The organism is Rufibacter sp. DG15C, assembly GCF_001577755.1.
In the GTDB taxonomy this organism is placed as follows: Bacteria; Bacteroidota; Bacteroidia; order Cytophagales; family Hymenobacteraceae; genus Nibribacter.
In genome coordinates this window covers 3,414,760-3,432,187 of sequence record NZ_CP010776.1, presented here as the reverse complement: position 1 = coordinate 3,432,187, position 17,428 = coordinate 3,414,760, and the positions used below count along the sequence as shown (strand labels likewise).

The following is a 17,428-nucleotide window of genomic DNA, read 5'->3' as shown; positions in this document are numbered from 1 at the left end:
TTAGCACAGAAAGGCATTTCTTTGAAGTATCAAACTGAATGGACATTTGACGATGAAAAAAATAAATAAAATTTTGGTAGCCAACCGCGGCGAAATTGCCTTGCGCGTCATGCGCTCTGCCAAGGAAATGGGCATCAAAACCGTAGCCATCTACTCAGAGGCAGACCGCCAGGCCTTGCACGTGCGCTTCGCGGATGAGGCTGTTTGCGTGGGGCCTCCCCCTTCTAACCAATCCTATCTGCGCGGTGATGTCATCCTAGAAGTTTGTAAAAACTTGGGCGTGGACGCCATTCACCCGGGCTATGGTTTCCTCTCTGAGAATGCAGGTTTCGCTAAAATGGCCGAGGAAGCGGGAATTATCTTCATTGGCCCGTCACCGGAAGCCATTGACCTGATGGGCAGTAAGCTGGCCGCCAAGGCCGCCGTGGCCACGTATAACATTCCCATGGTTCCAGGCACCGAAGGCGCCATCACGGACGTGGAAGAAGCCAAGACCATTGCCACCAGCATAGGTTTCCCAATCTTGATTAAAGCCAGTGCCGGGGGTGGCGGAAAAGGAATGCGAGTGGTGGAGAACGTAGAGGAGTTTGAGCAGCAAATGTCCATGGCTGTGAGTGAGGCTACCTCGGCGTTTGGCGACGGCTCTGTTTTTATTGAGAAGTACATTGGTTCACCCAGGCATATTGAAATTCAAGTATTAGGTGATACGCATGGCAACATCGTTCATTTGTTTGAGCGCGAATGCTCTATCCAGCGCCGTCACCAGAAAGTGATTGAAGAAGCTCCTTCGGCTATCCTTACACCCGAACTGCGCGCCGAAATGGGCCGCTGCGCCGTAAACGTGGCCAAGGCCTGTGATTACAAAGGCGCCGGGACCGTGGAATTCTTGGTGGATGAGAACCTTAACTTTTACTTCCTGGAAATGAACACGCGTTTGCAGGTAGAGCACCCAGTTACGGAACAAATCACTGGCCTGGATTTAGTGAAAGAACAGATTAAAGTAGCCCAAGGTGAACCTCTTTCCTTCACCCAGGAAGACCTGACCATCACCGGCCACGCCATGGAACTACGCGTATACGCCGAGGATCCCACCAATAACTTCTTGCCAGACATAGGAACCTTAACCACTTACAAGCGTCCACAAGGATTAGGCGTGCGCGTGGATGATGGTTTTGAGGAAGGCATGGAGATTCCTATCTATTATGACCCGATGATCGCCAAATTGGTGACCTATGGCAAAGACCGCCAAGAAGCTATTGAGAAAATGATCAGGGCTATTGATGAGTACCAGATCACCGGTATTGAGACAACTTTGCCGTTTGGTAAATTTGTGATGGAACATGAGGCTTTCCGGTCTGGCAACTTTGACACCAAGTTCATCAACCGCTACTTCACAGACCCATCTGTTTTAAGATCGGCTCCTAATCCAGACGAAGAAGAGATTGCCGCCGTGCTGGCCGCTATTTTCTCTGGTCAAGCTAAAACAGCACAAACGGCAACGTCAACTGAAACTTCTGCCCAAGCTACAGGCGGTATGTCTGACTGGCGGAAGAATAGACTGAAATAGTCAAGTACTACTACCAAAGTAAAGAGCTCCGTTTTTGACCTGTTTTACAGAAAACAGGCCAAAGACGGAGCTCTTCTTTTATGTAAGTGAAGCCTAGATTAAATCAAACAGGCTTTTAACGCCAATATGCCTTTCCTTGGTAAATCCTTCGCCATAAGTGACGCCAATGGCGTGTCCCAGTTCTAAGGCTCTTGCTTCTATGAACCGCATAAACTCGGGGCTGGAAATGTATGTAGCCGGTTCGTTGTCTTCTGGATTGGGTGTAGTGAAGAACTGAGACTTGAAAGCTCTGATGGCTTCAACTTTCTTTTCCCAATACGGGGTCACATCCACGATGAGGTCTGGCGTGATGAGCCTGTCTTGAATGTAATGGTAGACCGCCTTCGGTCGCCAAGCTTCCTGCTCCTCTCCTGCCTCGTTTTGGGTTTTCACCTGCCGCAAGCCCGCATAGAAACACGCCTCTGACACCAGTTGGCTGCCGCGGCCATGGTCTGGGTGCCGGTCATGGATGGCGTTCAACAAGACAACCTCGGGGCGGTACTTGCGCACCATGGCAATGACCTTGCGCTGGCTTTCCTCATCATTTCTAAAAAAGCCGTCTGCCAATCCTAAATTCTCACGGGCATCTAATCCTAAGGTTCTAGTGGCATCGGCAGACTCCTGGGCTCTGGTTTCAGGGGTTCCTCTGGTTCCTAGTTCGCCGCGGGTTAAATCTATGACTCCCACTTTTTTGCCTTGGGCTTTATGGGCCAAGATGGTACCCACGCAGCCTAATTCAGCGTCATCTGGGTGCGAGGCAAACGCCAACAGGTCTAGTTTCATAGGGGTGGGATAGCTTATTTTATGCGTAGACTACGGCCTACTTTCAAGGTGGTTCTGGTGGAGATTCTGTTCAAACGAGTAATCTGAGAAACGGGCACGCCATACTTACGCGCAATAGAACCCAATACTTCACCGCTTCTTACCCTATGATACACCGTCCTTCTGGCTCTGGAGGGCTGTGAGGAGGAGCGCTTGGTCTTGTTATAATAGTTGAACAGCGCCGAGGTTACTTCAAAGTTCTGGCCTTTGAGTAGATAATCTGGGAAGTTGTAAATCTCTTCTGGGTCAATGGGATTGCCTTCGTAGCGTACCTCATAGTGCAAGTGGGGACCAGAGCTACGGCCGGTGCTTCCTCCCTTCCCTAACAGCTGGCCCGCCTTTACCAATTGCCCAGGTTTTACCAAGGCTTTGCTCAAGTGGCCGTACAGGGTCTCCAGACCGTTCACATGGCGCACAACTAGGTAGTTGCCGTAGCCACCGCCATCCCACTTAGAGATCCGGACCACGCCGTCAAATGCTGCCTTCACGGAGTCGCCAGTATCTAAGTCCAAATCAGTGCCATAGTGCCAGCGGTAGCCTCTAAACCCAAAGTCTGAGGTAACCGGTGTCTTAACTAATGGCATCTTGTAATGGTGGTTTTTGGCAGGGTCTACCAGTTTAATTGGAACCGTCTCTTTTAGGGTGCGGCCGTCCTTGCGGTAAGGGTTGATGTTGTGCGTGTCCCAGATGGCGTAATACCCGGCAATCTTCACCCAGACACTGTCGTTCATCTGCACCTCTTCAGACATCTCCACAATGCTTTGCTCCCCAAGGTTTAGAGAACTAGTGTCTTCACTGACAATGGAAAGCTTGCGCACCGGGCTGAACCCGGCTTTCTTCTTGTCTGTGTTTTCCTGCAGCTCCTCATGTTTGATGAGGACCGTGGTGTCTGGCTTTACGTATTTGATCTTGGGCGCTTTGCCTTTGAACAAGTCCTTCTTAACTCCTTTTTGGGCTACGGCCGCCTGCTGCCCCAACAAGGTGCATAGACTTAGTAACAGGAAGAAAGGTATTTTTCTTAAAAGCATTCAATTCTATTCATCTCCGGGCAGAGCCGTTTCTACATCCGGACTTAAAACTGAACAAGCCCCTGTATTATTGCACACGCAACAACAGAGGCTTGTCTTTCTATTAATGATCTTCTAGTGAGGCCAAATAACGCTCAGCGTCCAGAGCCGCCATACAACCGGTTCCAGCCGCCGTGACGGCCTGGCGGTACACGTTGTCCTGCACGTCGCCGCAGGCAAAGACGCCGTCTACGTTGGTCTTAGAAGTACCCGGAATGGTCTTTAGATACCCACTCTCATCATGCTCCAGGTAAGGCTGGAAGATCTTGGAGTTGGGCTCATGGCCAATGGCCACAAAGAAACCTGTTACTTTAATTTCTGTGATTTCACCGGTATGGGTGTTCTTGATCCTGGCTCCTTCTACCGCATGCTCTCCCAAGATTTCCTCAGTGACGCTGTTCCAAAGGATTTCAATGTTGGCCGTGTTCTTGACGCGGTTCTGCATGATCTGTGAGGCGCGCATTTCGTCACGTCTTACAATCATGTATACCTTGGAGCAAAGGTTAGACAGGTAATGGGCTTCTTCACAGGCGGTGTCACCAGCGCCCACAATGGCTACCTCTTGGCCGCGGTAAAAGAAACCGTCACACACGGCGCAGGCAGAAACACCGCTACCGTTCAGTCTGGCTTCAGACTCTAAGCCTAACCACTTGGCAGAGGCGCCGGTGGCTAGAATGACCGTGTCGGCCTCAATCTCGGTTTGCTCATCAATGGTCACTTTATGAGGCTTCCCTGAGAAGTCCACCGATGTGGCGATACCATATCTGACATCCGTCCCGAAGCGTTCAGCCTGTTGTTTGAAATCTTCCATCATCTGTGGGCCGTTGATGCCGGTGGGATAGCCTGGGTAGTTCTCTACGTCATTGGTGATGGTCAACTGGCCGCCAGGTTGCAAGCCTTGGTACATCACCGGTTTCAAGCCAGCTCTGGAAGCATAGATGGCGGCGGTATAGCCAGCCGGTCCAGACCCTATGATCAAACACTTTACTTTTTCCTTCTGGGTTTCCATATCAGGTAAAAAAATGGGAGTGCAATATTACGAATAAATTCTTTGTCCTCCCCTGCTACTGGCCGCTATCCTGTGTACCTACTTGATTTACAACAGGTAACCTTTCGTTTTTGGCCTAGTTTCTAGGAAAGAGGCCAAAAACGACTTTACTAACCAAAGGCGAATTTATGAACCGAAAGCCAATAAAAAAGCCTCGGCTGGTAAGAGCCAAGGCTTTCTAATGAAGATGGGGAAGATTATCCCAAATACGGTTTCAACGCTTTGCTGCGTGATGTGTGTCTTAGTCTTCTGATGGCTTTTTCTTTGATCTGGCGCACGCGCTCGCGGGTCAAGTTGAATTTCTCTCCAATTTCTTCCAAGGTCAGGGAATGCTCGCCGTTCAACCCGAAGTACAAAGTAATCACGTCTGCCTCGCGCTTAGTCAAGGTAGAAAGGGCACGCTGCACTTCTTTGCGCAAAGAGTCGTTCATCAAGCCGGTGTCCGGAGACTCTTCGTCTTCGTTTTCCAGTACGTCCAATAAACGGTTTTCCTCGCCCTGCACAAACGGAGCATCTACAGACACGTGACGGCCAGAGATTTTCAACGTATCTACCACTTCAGCGGTAGTCAACTCCAACACCTCGGCAATTTCTTCTGGAGAAGGCTCACGCTCAAACTTCTGCTCAAGCTCAGAGAAAGATTTAGAGATTTTGTTCAGAGAACCTACTCTGTTCAACGGCAAACGCACAATCCTGGACTGCTCAGCCAAGGCCTGCAGAATAGACTGACGAATCCACCAAACGGCGTAAGAGATAAATTTGAAACCACGGGTCTCATCAAAACGTTTGGCGGCTTTGATCAAACCCAGGTTACCTTCATTGATTAAGTCCCCCAGAGACAAGCCCTGGTTCTGGTATTGCTTGGCCACTGACACCACGAAGCGCAGGTTGGCCTTTGTTAACTTTTCGAGCGCGAACTGATCGCCTTCTTTGATGCGCTGGGCAAGCGTTACCTCCTCATCCGGGGTGAGCAAGTCTACCTTCCCTATCTCCTGCAGGTACTTATCCAGGGACTGGCTCTCACGGTTGGTAATCTGCTTGCTTATTTTCAGCTGTCTCATTGGAGTGTATTTCTATCGTGTAATTCTGTGTTATAAAGGACTGGTGAGATAACACCTTCCTATGCTCCAAAAGTTCTCTTGTCCTCAAGATAGCCTTGAATCATCCGTTTTTGGCTTACTTTCTGGAAAGAAGCCCAAAAACCCAACCATCCGGTTCTCTTCTATAGAACGCGTATGGTTGGGTTCTGGATGAATTCAATTAGTTATTTTGCGGAGCTTCTGTATTTCTCTCTGGCTTAGGCAGTAATGCCTTTCTAGAAAGCTTGAACTTACCGGTTTTAGGGTCAACGTCCACCAGTTTAACCTGGATTTCCTCACCTAGTTCCAACACTCCTTCCATGCTCTCAAGACGCTCCCACTTCACTTCAGAAATGTGTAGCAAACCGTCTTTACCTGCCATGAATTCCACAAACGCACCGTAAGGCTGGATAGATTTCACTTTGCCCGTGTACACTTCGCCTACCTCTGGAACGGCCACAATCGCCTTGATCTTAGAGACCGCCATTTGCATGGCTTCCTGGTTGGTGGCAAATACGTTCACGTAGCCTTTGTCATTCTTCTCTTCAATCTGGATCACCGCACCAGAGTCACGCTGGATCTGCTGGATAACTTTACCGCCTGGTCCAATCACCGCACCAATGAATTCTTTTTCAATGATGATATTCTGTGAACGAGGAGCATGCGGTTTGAAGTCAGCGGCTGGTTGAGAGATGGTTTTGTTCATCTCACCCAAGATGTGCAGACGACCGTTTCTTGCCTGAGACAAAGCCTGGCCCAAGATCTCAAAAGAAAGACCTTTCACCTTGATGTCCATCTGGCAAGCCGTTATACCTTTAGCCGTACCTGTTACTTTAAAGTCCATGTCGCCCAAGTGATCCTCGTCACCTAAGATGTCAGAAAGAACGGCAAAGTTACCCGTGGTCTCATCCATGATCAATCCCATGGCGATACCAGAAACTGGTGCTTTGATCTGAATACCGGCATCCATCAAGGCCAAAGTACCCGCGCAAACGGTAGCCATAGAAGAAGAACCGTTAGATTCTAAGATGTCAGAAACAATACGAATGGTGTATGGGTTGGTATCTTCTGGCGGCAATACCTTCTTCAAAGAACGCATGGCCAGGTTACCGTGCCCTACTTCTCTTCGACCCGTACCGCGCATAGGCTTGGCCTCACCGGTAGAGAATGGAGGGAAGTTGTAGTGCAACATGAATTTGTTGTAGCCAGAGAACATGGCGCCGTCAATCATCTGCTCATCCATCTTGGTTCCCAAAGTCACCGTCGTCAAAGACTGGGTCTCACCGCGGGTGAACACAGCTGAACCGTGCGCAGATGGCAGATAGTTGATTTCTGACCAGATAGGACGAATCTCATCTAGTTGACGACCGTCCAAACGACGACGCTCTTTTAAAACTACGTCACGTACTGCGTCTTTCTCTGCATCATGGAAGTATTTTCCAATCAAGGCAGCATCATAAGTATGGTCTTCGCCTAGAGAAGCGACAAACTCGTCTTTAATGGCTTTGAAAGAAGACTTGCGCTCACCTTTCACTCTGTTACCAGAAGCAGCAACACCGTAGGCTTTGTCATACACCGCTTTGTAGATCATCTCCTTTAGTTCAGGATTATGACTCTCGTGGCTGTATTCGCGCTTGGTGGTTTTACCAACTTCTTCTGCCAATTCTTGCTGAACGGCTACCTGAATCTTGATGGCATCATGGGCAACTCTGATGGCCTCTAGCATCTCTTCTTCAGAAACCTCGCTCATTTCACCTTCCACCATGGCAACGCTGTCTGCAGAACCACCTACAATCAGGTCAATGTCTGCGCGGCTAAGGTCAGAAAGCAATGGGTTGATTTGGAACTGACCGTCAATGCGGGCTACTCTCACTTCAGAGATAGGTCCGTTGAACGGAATGTCAGAAACAGAAAGGGCGGCAGAAGCGGCCAAAGCAGCTAAAGCGTCCGGCATGATTTCTGGGTCGGCAGAAATCAAGTTGATGATCACCTGGGTCTCAGAGTGGTAATCCTCTGGGAACATAGGACGAAGGATACGATCCACCAGACGGCTGATCAATACTTCATAGTCAGAAAGACGGGCTTCTCTTTTCAAGAAACCACCTGGAATCTTACCGCTAGAGGCAAATTTCTCTTGGTAGTCAACAGAAAGGGGTAGGAAATCTACTCCTTCGCGGGCACCCACGTTGGATACCACGGTTGCCAGTAACATGGCGTTACCGCATCTCACTACCACAGAACCGTCTGCCTGCTTGGCCAGTTTACCGGTTTCAATAGTAATGTCACGGCCGTTGGCCATGCGGATAGTTTTATTTATAGCGTTATATGACATCTGATTTATCTAATGCATCAATGTAAAAGGCACCCACTAGCTATGCCAGGGGCGCTGTCAATAAATTTGCAAGGAAAGCAAAGGGCAATAAAAAAGATTAGGGAATCCCGTAATGAATTCCCTAATCCTTCTTATGATGTTATTTACGGATACCTAGCTCTGCAATGATTGAACGGTAACGCTCAATGTCAGTTTTAGTTAGGTAGTTCAGCAGTCTTCTTCTCTTACCTACCAATTTCAAAAGACCCAAACGAGTGGAGAAGTCTTTCTTATGAACCTTTAAGTGGTCAGTTAGGTGGTTGATCCGAGTAGTGAACAATGCGATTTGCGATTCAGGTGACCCAGTGTCAGTTGCTGTTTTGGCAAATCCTTTGTTTTCGAAGATCTCTTGTTTCGCTTCAGTTGTTAATTTCATGCGTGTAAAGTACTTGGCTTACGTTTTTTTCGCAGTATCGAATATAAGTCGCAAAGTTAGATAAAAATCCCGAACGGTAAAATCTTTCTCTGCAATAAACCCAATGATTTATAGTGATTTCATTCTCTGGAGTCTGGAACTGATCTTGCGCCAGAAGTCAAACTCCAGTAAACTAGAGTCATTACGGGCTTGAATCAGGAAGAATATGCCCACCGGGAATAGCACCATGTTGGCTGCCCACATGCCCAACGGCACTGGGGCCACGCCCTCTCTGCCCCATTTCTCACCTAGTATGCTCAACACATAGTAAATGATGAAGAAGGCAATGGAGATGATGACCGGCATTCCCAAGCCGCCTTTCCTAATGATGGCTCCCAACGGCGCACCAATCAAGAACATGATAAAGCAGGCCAGCGCCTGGGTGAATTTCTTATAGATTTCTATCTCATAGTTGTTCTTCTCGCGCTCAATGCTGGTCAACCTGGAGGCATAACTACTGGTAAAGCTCTTCACGTTGCGCGCCGCGCTGGAGGCCATGCGCACGTCTTCCAGGGTAATTGCTGGCAACGGTTTTTTGTAGTTGGCCAGGGCCTTTAACGTATCAGCGCTTTTAGCCACCTGAAAATGATTGTAAAACGGCCGCACGTTTGGTGCTAAAAGCTGGCGCTCCCGCCCTTGTTGGCTTTCTAAGGAATCTGTCACCTGCTTAAGCTGGGTGATGTTCTTCATGAGCTTATTGTCAGCGAACTGCTGCACGTTGCTTCTATCCAGCTGGAAGGAGGACAAATTCACCACCAACTTGTTAGCGGTAAACCCCTGCCTGGCAAAACCACCGTTTTGCGACACGTTGGTTTGGTTGCTGGCGTCCTCTACAAAGGTTTTGCCGTTAAACATCTCCAGCACCAGATATTGGTCATTGTACTGGGTGTACATCTTGCCAGAATCTGCTAGCACCACCACTGTATTGCCTTGCCCGCCACTGTGGTCATAGATCATGATGTCCTTGAGCGTCTGCCCGTCATCAAACTTCTTGCCTACGCGTATGCTGCGGTTGGGCAGTCCGTTGTAGAAAGACCCTTCTTTAATGTCCAGAGACGGTTTCTTCTGCCTTATGTCCCACATCAAGCTGTAGGCTCGCAAATTGGCCTTGGGCACGATGGTGTTGTTGAAGAAGAAGGCGGCAATGGTCAAGAGCAGGGAAAAGACAAACACCGGCCGCAAGGCACGCACCAAGGAGATGCCTGAGGTTTTAATGGCCGTCAACTCCATGTGCTCTCCCAAATTCCCGAAGGTCATGAGCGAAGACAGCAGAATGGCCAGCGGAAAAGCGTTAGGCGCCAGGTTGATGCTGAAATAGAAGAGTAACTCCCCTATTACCGCTATGCCTAAGCCCTTTCCTACCAGGTCGTCCAGGTATTTAAGGATTACCTGCAGTAGAAAGATGAATTCTACCACGGCAAACGTGAGCAAGAATGGTCCAATGAAGGACTTAAGTATAAGCTTATCTAATTTTTTCATGCAAAGAGGCCACTCCTACCCAAAACCGGCAACAAGCCGATTCCTAAATATGAAGCCGGAAACGTGGCCGAAATTACAAAAAGCCGCTGAAACCGCATGCTTAGCCGCCAATGATCTCGCGCAGGTTCTGAATTAAATTATCCCACAGTTCCGTTAACTGCTCAACGTCTCCTTCGTCTGTATAGTCTAGAATGCGCAAATATTGTTCCTGGGTCAACTCACTGGAGTCTATGGTGAATTCAATGTAGCCAGAATCTGCGGTGGTCATTCTGTTTGGCCCCAGAAACGTGAACCGCGCCGACCGGTTGGTGCGGTGACTGCTCATTTCTGCCAAATGATCCTGGTTGTCCCAGATGAAGTTAAAAACGCGGTCTCCCATGACTTTCACAGACTGACAGAACCATTGCTCTAACCCAGAAGCGGTGCTTAGATAAGGGTAAATCATCTTAGGCGATGCGTTCAAGGCGTATTCTCTGATAAATTTAGTTTTACTCATAAAAAAAGAGCCAACGTAAAAGGGTGTAGTATAGGTAGGTAGCTTGTGGGGTCAAATAAGAGAAAATATTTTACACTAAAAAGTTTGTACCATTAATAATCTTTCGCCTACATTTGCACCATAATTCGGCGGGGTAGCTCAGATGGTTAGAGCGCAGGATTCATAACCCTGAGGTCGGCAGTTCGATTCTGCTCCCCGCTACACAAAAGCTCCACGTACCCAGTGGGGCTTTTTTTTTGTGCCCATTTTTTCTGATTACTAATTTAATTTCAGTGCTCGTTTTTGCCCTAGTTTCTGGAAAATAAGCCAAAAATGGAAGTGCCCGTTGTCCAAGATAAAGGCAATGGGCACTTCCATTTTTGAATGATGCTGAATGCAGATTTACAACAGTGGTCTAATTGATTATAAACTAATTAGTAATTGCTGACGCTATTTTTACTTTAAGTGTAGGCAATCTCCTCAACCAGTACTTTTTCTTCTTTACCGCCTACCTGTAGAGTTACCACATCTCCCTTTCTGGCCCCTTGCACGGCTTTGGCGATGGGCGCGACAAAGGCAATTTTTCCGTCGGTGATAGAGGCTTCGTCTACACCCACGATGGTGAACTTCCTGACAAATCCGGGCTTGCCGCCTTCTGTAGTTTTAAGTATAACGGTTGCCCCAAACCGGATTTGATCTGCTGGTTGGCCTTGGGTTTCTACTAATTTAGCGGTGGCCAACCGGTCATTCAACTGTTTAATTTTTCCTTTAATAATGGTCAGTTGCCGCGTGCGCTCCAGCGCCTCGCCTTGGCTTGTCTCAAGTTTGGTGCGCTCAGTCTCCAACTCTTCGGCCTCTGCGCGTAGCTGGGCCAAGCCCTGCGGCGTCACGTAATTGGTAACGCCCGGCGGCAAGGCGGCCCTAGCCGGAATAATGGGCGCCTCTACGGCATCGTCTTCTTTGGCAAATGCTCTGCTCATGCCCTTAACAACGAAGCAAGGCCAGGATTGGTTAACCTCTCCTGGCCTTGCTTCCTCTTATTGGACTATATATGTGGTGGACGTCCCTACCTAACGTTGCCCATCCATTTTTTAAGCAGAGGCACCAAACAGATTAACAAGAAGCCAATGGCAATAGAGCCAATGCCAATCTGGTTGAGAATGGTGGCATAATATGGCAGGGACTGAAAAGGATTGTCTACCACATTGGCGGGCACACTCATCATGGCGCCAATCTTGCCCGCCAAGAACTCACCAATGGCGCTGGCAAAGAACCAGATGCCCATCATCAAGGCCACCATCCTGGCGGGTGCCAGCTTGGTCACCATAGAAAGCCCAATGGGCGACAGGCACATCTCACCACAGATGATAAAGAAATAACCGGCTATAAAGGCGTACAAAGGAATCAAGCCCACCTCTTCATTCATGGTGCAGGCAAAGTAGAACAGGTAAAAACCAATGCCTAGCAACAGGAATGAGAATGCAAATTTTAACGGCGTGGACGGCTCCATATTTCTTCTGTTCAAAGCGGGCCATAGCCACGCAAAGAAGAAGCTCAACACAATTACCCAGGCTGGTGGCAGGAAGTTGTTTACGGATAAGGCAGGCAGGTTTACATCCCCTAAGCGCATGTCCACGTTGCGCATGGCAAAGAGATTAAGGGAACCCGCATTCTGCTCATAAAAGGCCCAAAACATAGTCGAGAAGATGATCATCACCAGTGCGGCAAATAGCTTGTTCCTTTCCAACTTCTCCAATTGAAAGGCCACAAATAGAATATAAAACAAGGCCATCGCACCCAGCCCAAACATGATGAAATCCATGATCTCATACCTATGGAACAAGGCCACAATAACAGGGATTAAGGCAAGCGCGCTCAGGTAGATGATTACCTCTCTACTTATACCTAAAAACAAGCCCTGCTTTAAAACCTCTGGCTGCGGAGGCAGCCCACGTTCACTTAAGGTCTTACTGCCTATATAAAAGACTACTAAACCCGCAATCATGAAGATACCCGCCAACCCGAAGCCATAGTGCCAGTTGATCTGCTGCCCCACGTAGCCGCAAAGCAAGCCTCCCAAGGCCGCCCCAATGTTGATGCCCATGTAGAAAATGGAAAAGGCACTGTCTTTTCTTGGGTCATTGTCTGCGTATAGTGTTCCTACCAGGCTGGAAATGTTAGGCTTGAAGAAACCGTTTCCGCAGATGATGAACGCCATCCCGTAAAAGAAGCTCCAATCCTCTGGTACCGCCAACACCAAGTGGCCAATGGTCATAAGGATGCCACCAAACAATACCGCTTTCCTGAAGCCTAGAAACTTATCTGCCATCATACCGCCAAACATGGGCATGGTGTACACCAACGCGGCGTAAGATCCCAGAATAGCGTATCCCTTGGGCTCATCAAACTTAAGCTCCGTCACCATGTAAGCCAGCAACAGGGCCTTCATACCATAAAAGGAGAAGCGTTCCCACATCTCGGCGAAGAAGAGCATATATAGTTGCTTTGGGTGCCCAGTGGAGGTCTGCTCTTCGGGCAGTTTTGCGTCAGTTAAATCCATGAGAGATCTAGGAGTGGAGTTTAGTGGTTATATAGTTTGTTGTTTGCAACAGGAAGTATAGGGACATTTCCAGCAAAATCAAAAAAGTAGGCAGTCTGAACTTACGTTTTTGGCCTGTTTTCCAGAAAAGAAGCCAAAAACGGCTATGCTTCATTTCTTACCAAAAAAATTGGAAGGCACAAAAAAAAGCCCAGCAGATAGCTGGGCTTTTTTTTAATCTATATGTTAGAAAGGCTTATTTCACCTTTGCAACAATTCCTTTGAAGGCTTCTGGATGGTTCAAAGCTAAGTCAGCTAAAACCTTACGGTTCAAGGAGATGTTGGCTTTTTTCAAACCGCCCATGAATTGAGAGTAAGACAGGCCGTTAATACGAGCAGCCGCGTTGATACGCTGAATCCACAAAGCGCGGAAATCTCTCTTCTTAACTTTTCTATCGCGGTAGGCATAAAGTAAACCTTTCTCTACTGCGTTTTTGGCTACTGTCCAAACGTTTTTTCTACGACCAAAGTAACCTTTGGCCATTTTCATTATTCTTTTTCTTTTGTGGCGGGCCGCCACAACGTTTACCGATCTAGGCATTTCTGAAATTTTTTGAGGCTGGTGATTTCGGTTTAATTCTTAGTTACCAGTTCTCGTTGAAACAATAATTAAATTGAATTAAGACGCAAGCATTCTCTTCACGTTCGCTTGGTCAGCTTCGCTAACTAAACCAATGTGAGTCAGATTTCTCTTCTGCTTGGTAGTCTTCTTGGTCAGGATGTGGCTTTTGTAGGCGTGCTTACGCTTTACTTTGCCAGTACCTGTCAGGGTGAATCTCTTCTTAGCCCCTGATTTGCTTTTCATCTTAGGCATCTAGGTGTATTTAAGGGTAATTATTTTTTCACTTTAGGCCCCAGGAACAGGAACATCCGTTTCCCTTCCAGCTTAGGCAGTTGCTCTACTTTGGCCACCTCTTCCAAGGCTTGCGCAAATTTAAGCAAAAGTAATTCACCGCGCTCTTTAAATACAATGGTACGGCCCACAAAGTGAACGTACGCTTTTACCTTGGCACCTTCTGCCAGGAACTGGCGGGCGTGCTTCAGCTTGAACTCAAAGTCGTGGTCATCTGTGTTAGGACCAAAACGAATCTCCTTCATCACCACCTTGGTGGTTTTGGCTTTCATCTCGCGTTGCTTCTTCTTTTGTTCGTACTTGAACTTAGAATAGTCAATGATGCGGCAAACCGGTGGATCTGCTTTTGGCGAGATCTCCACCAAGTCAAGGTTCTGCTCTGTGGCTAAACGGCGGGCCTGGTCTATGCTGTAGACTCCTGGCTCTACGTTCTCACCCACCACTCGTACGTCGCGTACGCCAGTGATGCGCTGATTGATCCGATAAGGTTCTTCGACCTTGCCACGTGGCACGTAGCGTCTGTTATTAGTAGAAATAGTTGTACCTCCTAAATTTAAGGTTTCACAATCAGGGTGCGAATATCGCCTTTTACCCTGTAAAATAAAAGTATTTTTTCTTTTTAGTTCAGCATTTCTGCCAGAACCTCTCTAAAGTTGTCTACAAAGGCGTCTACGCGCAAGCTGCCCATATCGCCAAATCCATGCTTACGCACAGAAATGATTTCGTTTTCCTGCTCCTTCTCCCCTACAATGATCATGTACGGAACTTTGCCCACTTCGGCGTCTCTGATTTTACGACCAATCTTCTCATCACGTGAGTCTATGTAGCCTCTAATGTCTTGATCCTGCAACTGGGCAAATACCTTTTGTGCATAATCATGGTACTTCTCAGAGATAGGCAGAATGGCAATTTGGTCTGGGCTCAGCCACAACGGGAAGTTACCCGCGCAGTGCTCAATCAAAACGGCCACAAAACGCTCTAGAGAACCAAACGGCGCACGGTGAATCATTACCGGCCGGTGTTTTTCATTGTCTGCGCCAATGTATTCCAACTGGAACCGCTCTGGCAAGTTGTAGTCTACTTGGATGGTTCCTAGCTGCCATTTGCGGCCTAAGGCATCCTTCACCATGAAGTCCAGCTTTGGTCCGTAGAACGCAGCCTCACCCAATTCAGTTACCGTTGGCAGACCTTTTTCAGTAGCAGCCTCAATAATGGCACTCTCGGCCTTCTCCCAAAGGTCATCAGAACCAATGTACTTGGCTTTGTTTTCTGGGTCGCGCAGAGAGATTTGGGCGGTGTAGTTCTCAAACCCTAAGGCCTTGAACACATACAACACCAGGTCAATTACTTTAGTGAATTCCTCTTTCACCTGGTCTGGACGGCAGAAAATGTGCGCATCATCCTGGGTAAAGCCTCTTACGCGGGTCAGGCCGTGCAATTCGCCGCTCTGCTCATATCTATAAACAGTTCCAAACTCGGCTAGACGTACCGGCAACTCTTTATACGACCGTGGACGCGTCTTATAAATCTCGCAGTGGTGCGGGCAGTTCATGGGCTTTAAGAAGAACTCCTCATTCTCATTAGGAGTCTTGATAGGCTGGAACGAGTCTGCCCCGTATTTCTCATAGTGACCAGAAGTCACATACAATTCTTTGGATCCAATGTGCGGGGTAACTACGGGCTGGTAGCCGGCTTTCATCTGAGCCTTACGCATGAAGTTCTCCAAACGCTCGCGCAGCATGGTGCCTTTAGGTAACCACAACGGCAAGCCCATGCCCACCTTCTCAGAGAAAGCGAACAACTCCATTTCTTTACCTAGCTTGCGGTGGTCGCGGCGCTTGGCCTCTTCCAGACGCTCCAGGTATTCAGTGAGGTCTTTCTGCTTAGGGAACGTGATAGCATACACGCGGGTCAGCTGCTTGCTCTTCTCATCACCGCGCCAGTAGGCACCGGCCACGTTCATGAGCTTGGCGGCTTTGATGAAACCGGTGTTAGGGATGTGCGGACCACGGCATAGGTCTACGAAGTTTCCTTGCGAATAGAAGGTGATGGTACCGTCCTGCAGTCCTTCTAACAGGTCCAGTTTGTACTTGTCGCCTTTCTGGGTAAAGTACGCGACGGCTTCGTCCTTGCTTACCTCGCGGCGGATGAACTCGCTTTTTTGGCGGGCCAGTTCCAGCATCTTTTGCTCAATGGCCGGGAATTCTTCCTGAGAAAGCGTTCTGTCACCCAAGTCAATATCATAATAGAAGCCGTTCTCAATAGGCGGTCCAATGCCGAATTTCACATCTGGATATAAGGCTTCTAAGGCCTCGGCCAATAAGTGAGCCGAAGAGTGCCAGTACGTAGACTTACCTTCATCATCGTTCCAGGTGAGCAACTGTACGGCGGCGTCTTGCGTGATAGGACGCGTCAGGTCCCATACCTGTCCGTTTACTTTGGCAGCTAATACGTTGCGGGCAAGGCCCTCGCTAATAGAGGCGGCTATCTCAATGCCAGTCACCCCTTCCTGAAACTCACGGACAGAGCCGTCTGGTAAGGTAATATTGATCATATGGGTCAAAAGAAAATGCTTCTTCGTTTTTGGCTTGTTTTCGGAAATTTAGTTAAAAAACCGAAGTTGTGCTTAACGTATCTATAGTTGGACGCTTAATAGGCGTTTGCAACTTGCGCAAAGCTACCATATAACGCGGGTTTTGCGGGTATTTTCTTGCTAAAAATGCGTAATGGCTTCGGGCCAGTTCACGCAGGCCAGTGTATTCATAGCATCGGGCCAATAGAAAACGGTTCTCTTCATTCAAGGGTGCGCCTAGTTCCTGGGCCTTGACAATGTTCTCCAAGGCAATGGCATACTGGCGTTTCTTATACCATGCCTGAGCCAAACCCAAATAGGCTGCTGGATGATTGGGGTCAAAGGCCACAGAGCGGTTAAAGCTGGCCATGGCCGTATCTGTTAAATTGTACGCCATAAAGTACTGTCCCAGTTGTCTCCACCAGAAAGCATCTTTGGGTTGTTGCTTCACGCCAGTATTCACCATGGGGTACGCCTCCTCAAAGCGCTTCTGGGCGGTGTAGATGGCAGAAAGTTCGCGGTAGGCTGGCAAGGAAACAGAATCACGCTGTAAAGCCTTGCCCAGGTTAGCAATGGCCCTGACCGTATCTCCGGTACCTGACTGGGCATTGGCCAGAAGCACATAAAACTTGGCCTCGCCTGGGCTTAGCTGCACGGCCTTGCTGCTGTGAGAAAGCGCACGGTCATATTGTTTCAAGCCCACATAGGTTTCAGCTAGCACCGCCTCAGACTCTGGGGTGTAGTAATTGAATTCCTTGGCCTGCATCATGAGTTTCATGGACTCTTGGTACTGCTGCCGGGCCACCAAAACTTTTGCTTTTAAGAAATACGCCTCGCCTAGAGAAGGATCTTCTTTGATGGCAGTGTTTAGATCTGCCAACGCTTGCGCTTCTTTTTCTATGGATAGGTACAGCTTGGCTCGTTTCACAAACCACTCTGGCTGCTCGTTCCCTTGGTTGATGGCCCTGGTAATCTCATTGATCTGCACGGCAGTGCTGCTGTTCACCCGCTTAGGCGAAAACATGCGCTCTTGCCTTTTCTC

The 17,428-nt window shown here is 48.4% G+C and carries 16 protein-coding genes and 1 tRNA gene; 2 read left to right on the top strand and 15 right to left on the bottom strand.

Annotated elements, in window-relative coordinates; genetic code table 11:
• The first annotated feature begins 52 nt into the window (after window positions 1-52).
• Window positions 53-1,567 carry an acetyl-CoA carboxylase biotin carboxylase subunit gene (accC, locus tag TH61_RS14675; protein WP_066510929.1) on the top strand — a complete coding sequence of 505 codons (1,515 nt, stop codon included), beginning with the start codon at window positions 53-55 and terminating at the stop codon, window positions 1,565-1,567.
• A 93-nt stretch (window positions 1,568-1,660) separates the two neighbouring features.
• Here accC and bshB1 read toward each other — a convergent pair whose 3' ends face one another.
• From bshB1 to TH61_RS14635, 8 genes are all read right to left on the bottom strand, one after another.
• Window positions 1,661-2,389, bottom strand: a complete 729-nt coding sequence (bshB1, locus tag TH61_RS14670; RefSeq protein WP_066510928.1) for a bacillithiol biosynthesis deacetylase BshB1 — start codon at window positions 2,387-2,389, stop codon at window positions 1,661-1,663.
• A gap of 14 nt (window positions 2,390-2,403) precedes the next feature.
• A complete protein-coding gene (locus tag TH61_RS14665; protein ID WP_071887854.1) occupies window positions 2,404-3,456 on the bottom strand; it encodes a M23 family metallopeptidase in 1,053 nt (350 codons plus the stop codon).
• Window positions 3,457-3,559: 103 nt separating this feature from the next.
• On the bottom strand, window positions 3,560-4,504 hold the full coding sequence (gene trxB, locus TH61_RS14660) for a thioredoxin-disulfide reductase (RefSeq protein ID WP_066510927.1): 945 nt from the start codon (window positions 4,502-4,504) through the stop codon (window positions 3,560-3,562).
• A gap of 236 nt (window positions 4,505-4,740) precedes the next feature.
• Entirely contained in the window at window positions 4,741-5,604 is an 864-nt protein-coding gene (locus tag TH61_RS14655; protein ID WP_066510924.1) for an RNA polymerase sigma factor RpoD/SigA, read from the bottom strand.
• Between the two features lie 199 nt (window positions 5,605-5,803).
• Complete coding sequence (pnp, locus tag TH61_RS14650; protein WP_066510922.1) at window positions 5,804-7,954, bottom strand: polyribonucleotide nucleotidyltransferase; 2,151 nt, start codon at window positions 7,952-7,954, stop codon at window positions 5,804-5,806.
• 139 nt (window positions 7,955-8,093) lie between these two features.
• Window positions 8,094-8,369: a 30S ribosomal protein S15 gene (gene rpsO, locus TH61_RS14645; protein ID WP_066510921.1), complete on the bottom strand. Its 276-nt coding sequence runs from the start codon at window positions 8,367-8,369 to the stop codon at window positions 8,094-8,096.
• A gap of 108 nt (window positions 8,370-8,477) precedes the next feature.
• Window positions 8,478-9,887, bottom strand: coding sequence for an LptF/LptG family permease (locus TH61_RS14640; protein ID WP_066510918.1), 1,410 nt, complete (start codon window positions 9,885-9,887; stop codon window positions 8,478-8,480).
• 100 nt (window positions 9,888-9,987) lie between these two features.
• Complete coding sequence (locus tag TH61_RS14635) at window positions 9,988-10,383, bottom strand: START-like domain-containing protein (protein ID WP_066510915.1); 396 nt, start codon at window positions 10,381-10,383, stop codon at window positions 9,988-9,990.
• Window positions 10,384-10,510: 127 nt separating this feature from the next.
• On the opposite strand from TH61_RS14635, the gene TH61_RS14630 reads away from it, so the two are divergent.
• Window positions 10,511-10,584: transfer RNA gene (locus TH61_RS14630), tRNA-Met, on the top strand.
• A gap of 239 nt (window positions 10,585-10,823) precedes the next feature.
• Here TH61_RS14630 and TH61_RS14625 read toward each other — a convergent pair.
• The 7 genes from TH61_RS14625 to TH61_RS14595 all read right to left on the bottom strand — a co-directional run bounded on the left by TH61_RS14625 (window position 10,824) and on the right by TH61_RS14595 (window position 17,410).
• Complete coding sequence (locus tag TH61_RS14625; RefSeq protein ID WP_066510913.1) at window positions 10,824-11,342, bottom strand: GreA/GreB family elongation factor; 519 nt, start codon at window positions 11,340-11,342, stop codon at window positions 10,824-10,826.
• 86 nt (window positions 11,343-11,428) lie between these two features.
• Window positions 11,429-12,922, bottom strand: coding sequence for a peptide MFS transporter (locus TH61_RS14620; RefSeq protein ID WP_066510911.1), 1,494 nt, complete (start codon window positions 12,920-12,922; stop codon window positions 11,429-11,431).
• A gap of 235 nt (window positions 12,923-13,157) precedes the next feature.
• Window positions 13,158-13,502 (bottom strand): 50S ribosomal protein L20, encoded by a 345-nt coding sequence (gene rplT / locus TH61_RS14615; RefSeq protein WP_066510909.1) that lies wholly within the window; start codon window positions 13,500-13,502, stop codon window positions 13,158-13,160.
• A 78-nt stretch (window positions 13,503-13,580) separates the two neighbouring features.
• The gene (rpmI, locus tag TH61_RS14610) at window positions 13,581-13,775 is read right to left on the bottom strand and encodes a 50S ribosomal protein L35 (RefSeq protein ID WP_048920338.1); all 195 of its coding nucleotides are present in this window, start codon (window positions 13,773-13,775) and stop codon (window positions 13,581-13,583) included.
• A gap of 20 nt (window positions 13,776-13,795) precedes the next feature.
• Window positions 13,796-14,326, bottom strand: coding sequence for a translation initiation factor IF-3 (gene infC / locus TH61_RS14605; protein WP_231862236.1), 531 nt, complete (start codon window positions 14,324-14,326; stop codon window positions 13,796-13,798).
• Window positions 14,327-14,433: 107 nt separating this feature from the next.
• The gene (gene thrS, locus TH61_RS14600; protein ID WP_066510904.1) at window positions 14,434-16,368 is read right to left on the bottom strand and encodes a threonine--tRNA ligase; all 1,935 of its coding nucleotides are present in this window, start codon (window positions 16,366-16,368) and stop codon (window positions 14,434-14,436) included.
• A gap of 52 nt (window positions 16,369-16,420) precedes the next feature.
• Window positions 16,421-17,410: a lipopolysaccharide assembly protein LapB gene (locus TH61_RS14595; RefSeq protein WP_197464047.1), complete on the bottom strand. Its 990-nt coding sequence runs from the start codon at window positions 17,408-17,410 to the stop codon at window positions 16,421-16,423.
• Between the last annotated feature and the right edge of the window lie 18 nt (window positions 17,411-17,428).

Coding starts and splice junctions, on each gene's coding strand:
- accC (WP_066510929.1), top strand. CDS start 53: ATGAAAAAAATAAATAAAATTTTGGTAGCCAACCGCGGCGAAATTGCC.
- bshB1 (WP_066510928.1), bottom strand. CDS start 2,389: ATGAAACTAGACCTGTTGGCGTTTGCCTCGCACCCAGATGACGCTGAA.
- TH61_RS14665 (WP_071887854.1), bottom strand. CDS start 3,456: ATGCTTTTAAGAAAAATACCTTTCTTCCTGTTACTAAGTCTATGCACC.
- trxB (WP_066510927.1), bottom strand. CDS start 4,504: ATGGAAACCCAGAAGGAAAAAGTAAAGTGTTTGATCATAGGGTCTGGA.
- TH61_RS14655 (WP_066510924.1), bottom strand. CDS start 5,604: ATGAGACAGCTGAAAATAAGCAAGCAGATTACCAACCGTGAGAGCCAG.
- pnp (WP_066510922.1), bottom strand. CDS start 7,954: ATGTCATATAACGCTATAAATAAAACTATCCGCATGGCCAACGGCCGT.
- rpsO (WP_066510921.1), bottom strand. CDS start 8,369: ATGAAATTAACAACTGAAGCGAAACAAGAGATCTTCGAAAACAAAGGA.
- TH61_RS14640 (WP_066510918.1), bottom strand. CDS start 9,887: ATGAAAAAATTAGATAAGCTTATACTTAAGTCCTTCATTGGACCATTC.
- TH61_RS14635 (WP_066510915.1), bottom strand. CDS start 10,383: ATGAGTAAAACTAAATTTATCAGAGAATACGCCTTGAACGCATCGCCT.
- TH61_RS14625 (WP_066510913.1), bottom strand. CDS start 11,342: ATGAGCAGAGCATTTGCCAAAGAAGACGATGCCGTAGAGGCGCCCATT.
- TH61_RS14620 (WP_066510911.1), bottom strand. CDS start 12,922: ATGGATTTAACTGACGCAAAACTGCCCGAAGAGCAGACCTCCACTGGG.
- rplT (WP_066510909.1), bottom strand. CDS start 13,502: ATGCCTAGATCGGTAAACGTTGTGGCGGCCCGCCACAAAAGAAAAAGA.
- rpmI (WP_048920338.1), bottom strand. CDS start 13,775: ATGCCTAAGATGAAAAGCAAATCAGGGGCTAAGAAGAGATTCACCCTG.
- thrS (WP_066510904.1), bottom strand. CDS start 16,368: ATGATCAATATTACCTTACCAGACGGCTCTGTCCGTGAGTTTCAGGAA.
- TH61_RS14595 (WP_197464047.1), bottom strand. CDS start 17,410: ATGTTTTCGCCTAAGCGGGTGAACAGCAGCACTGCCGTGCAGATCAAT.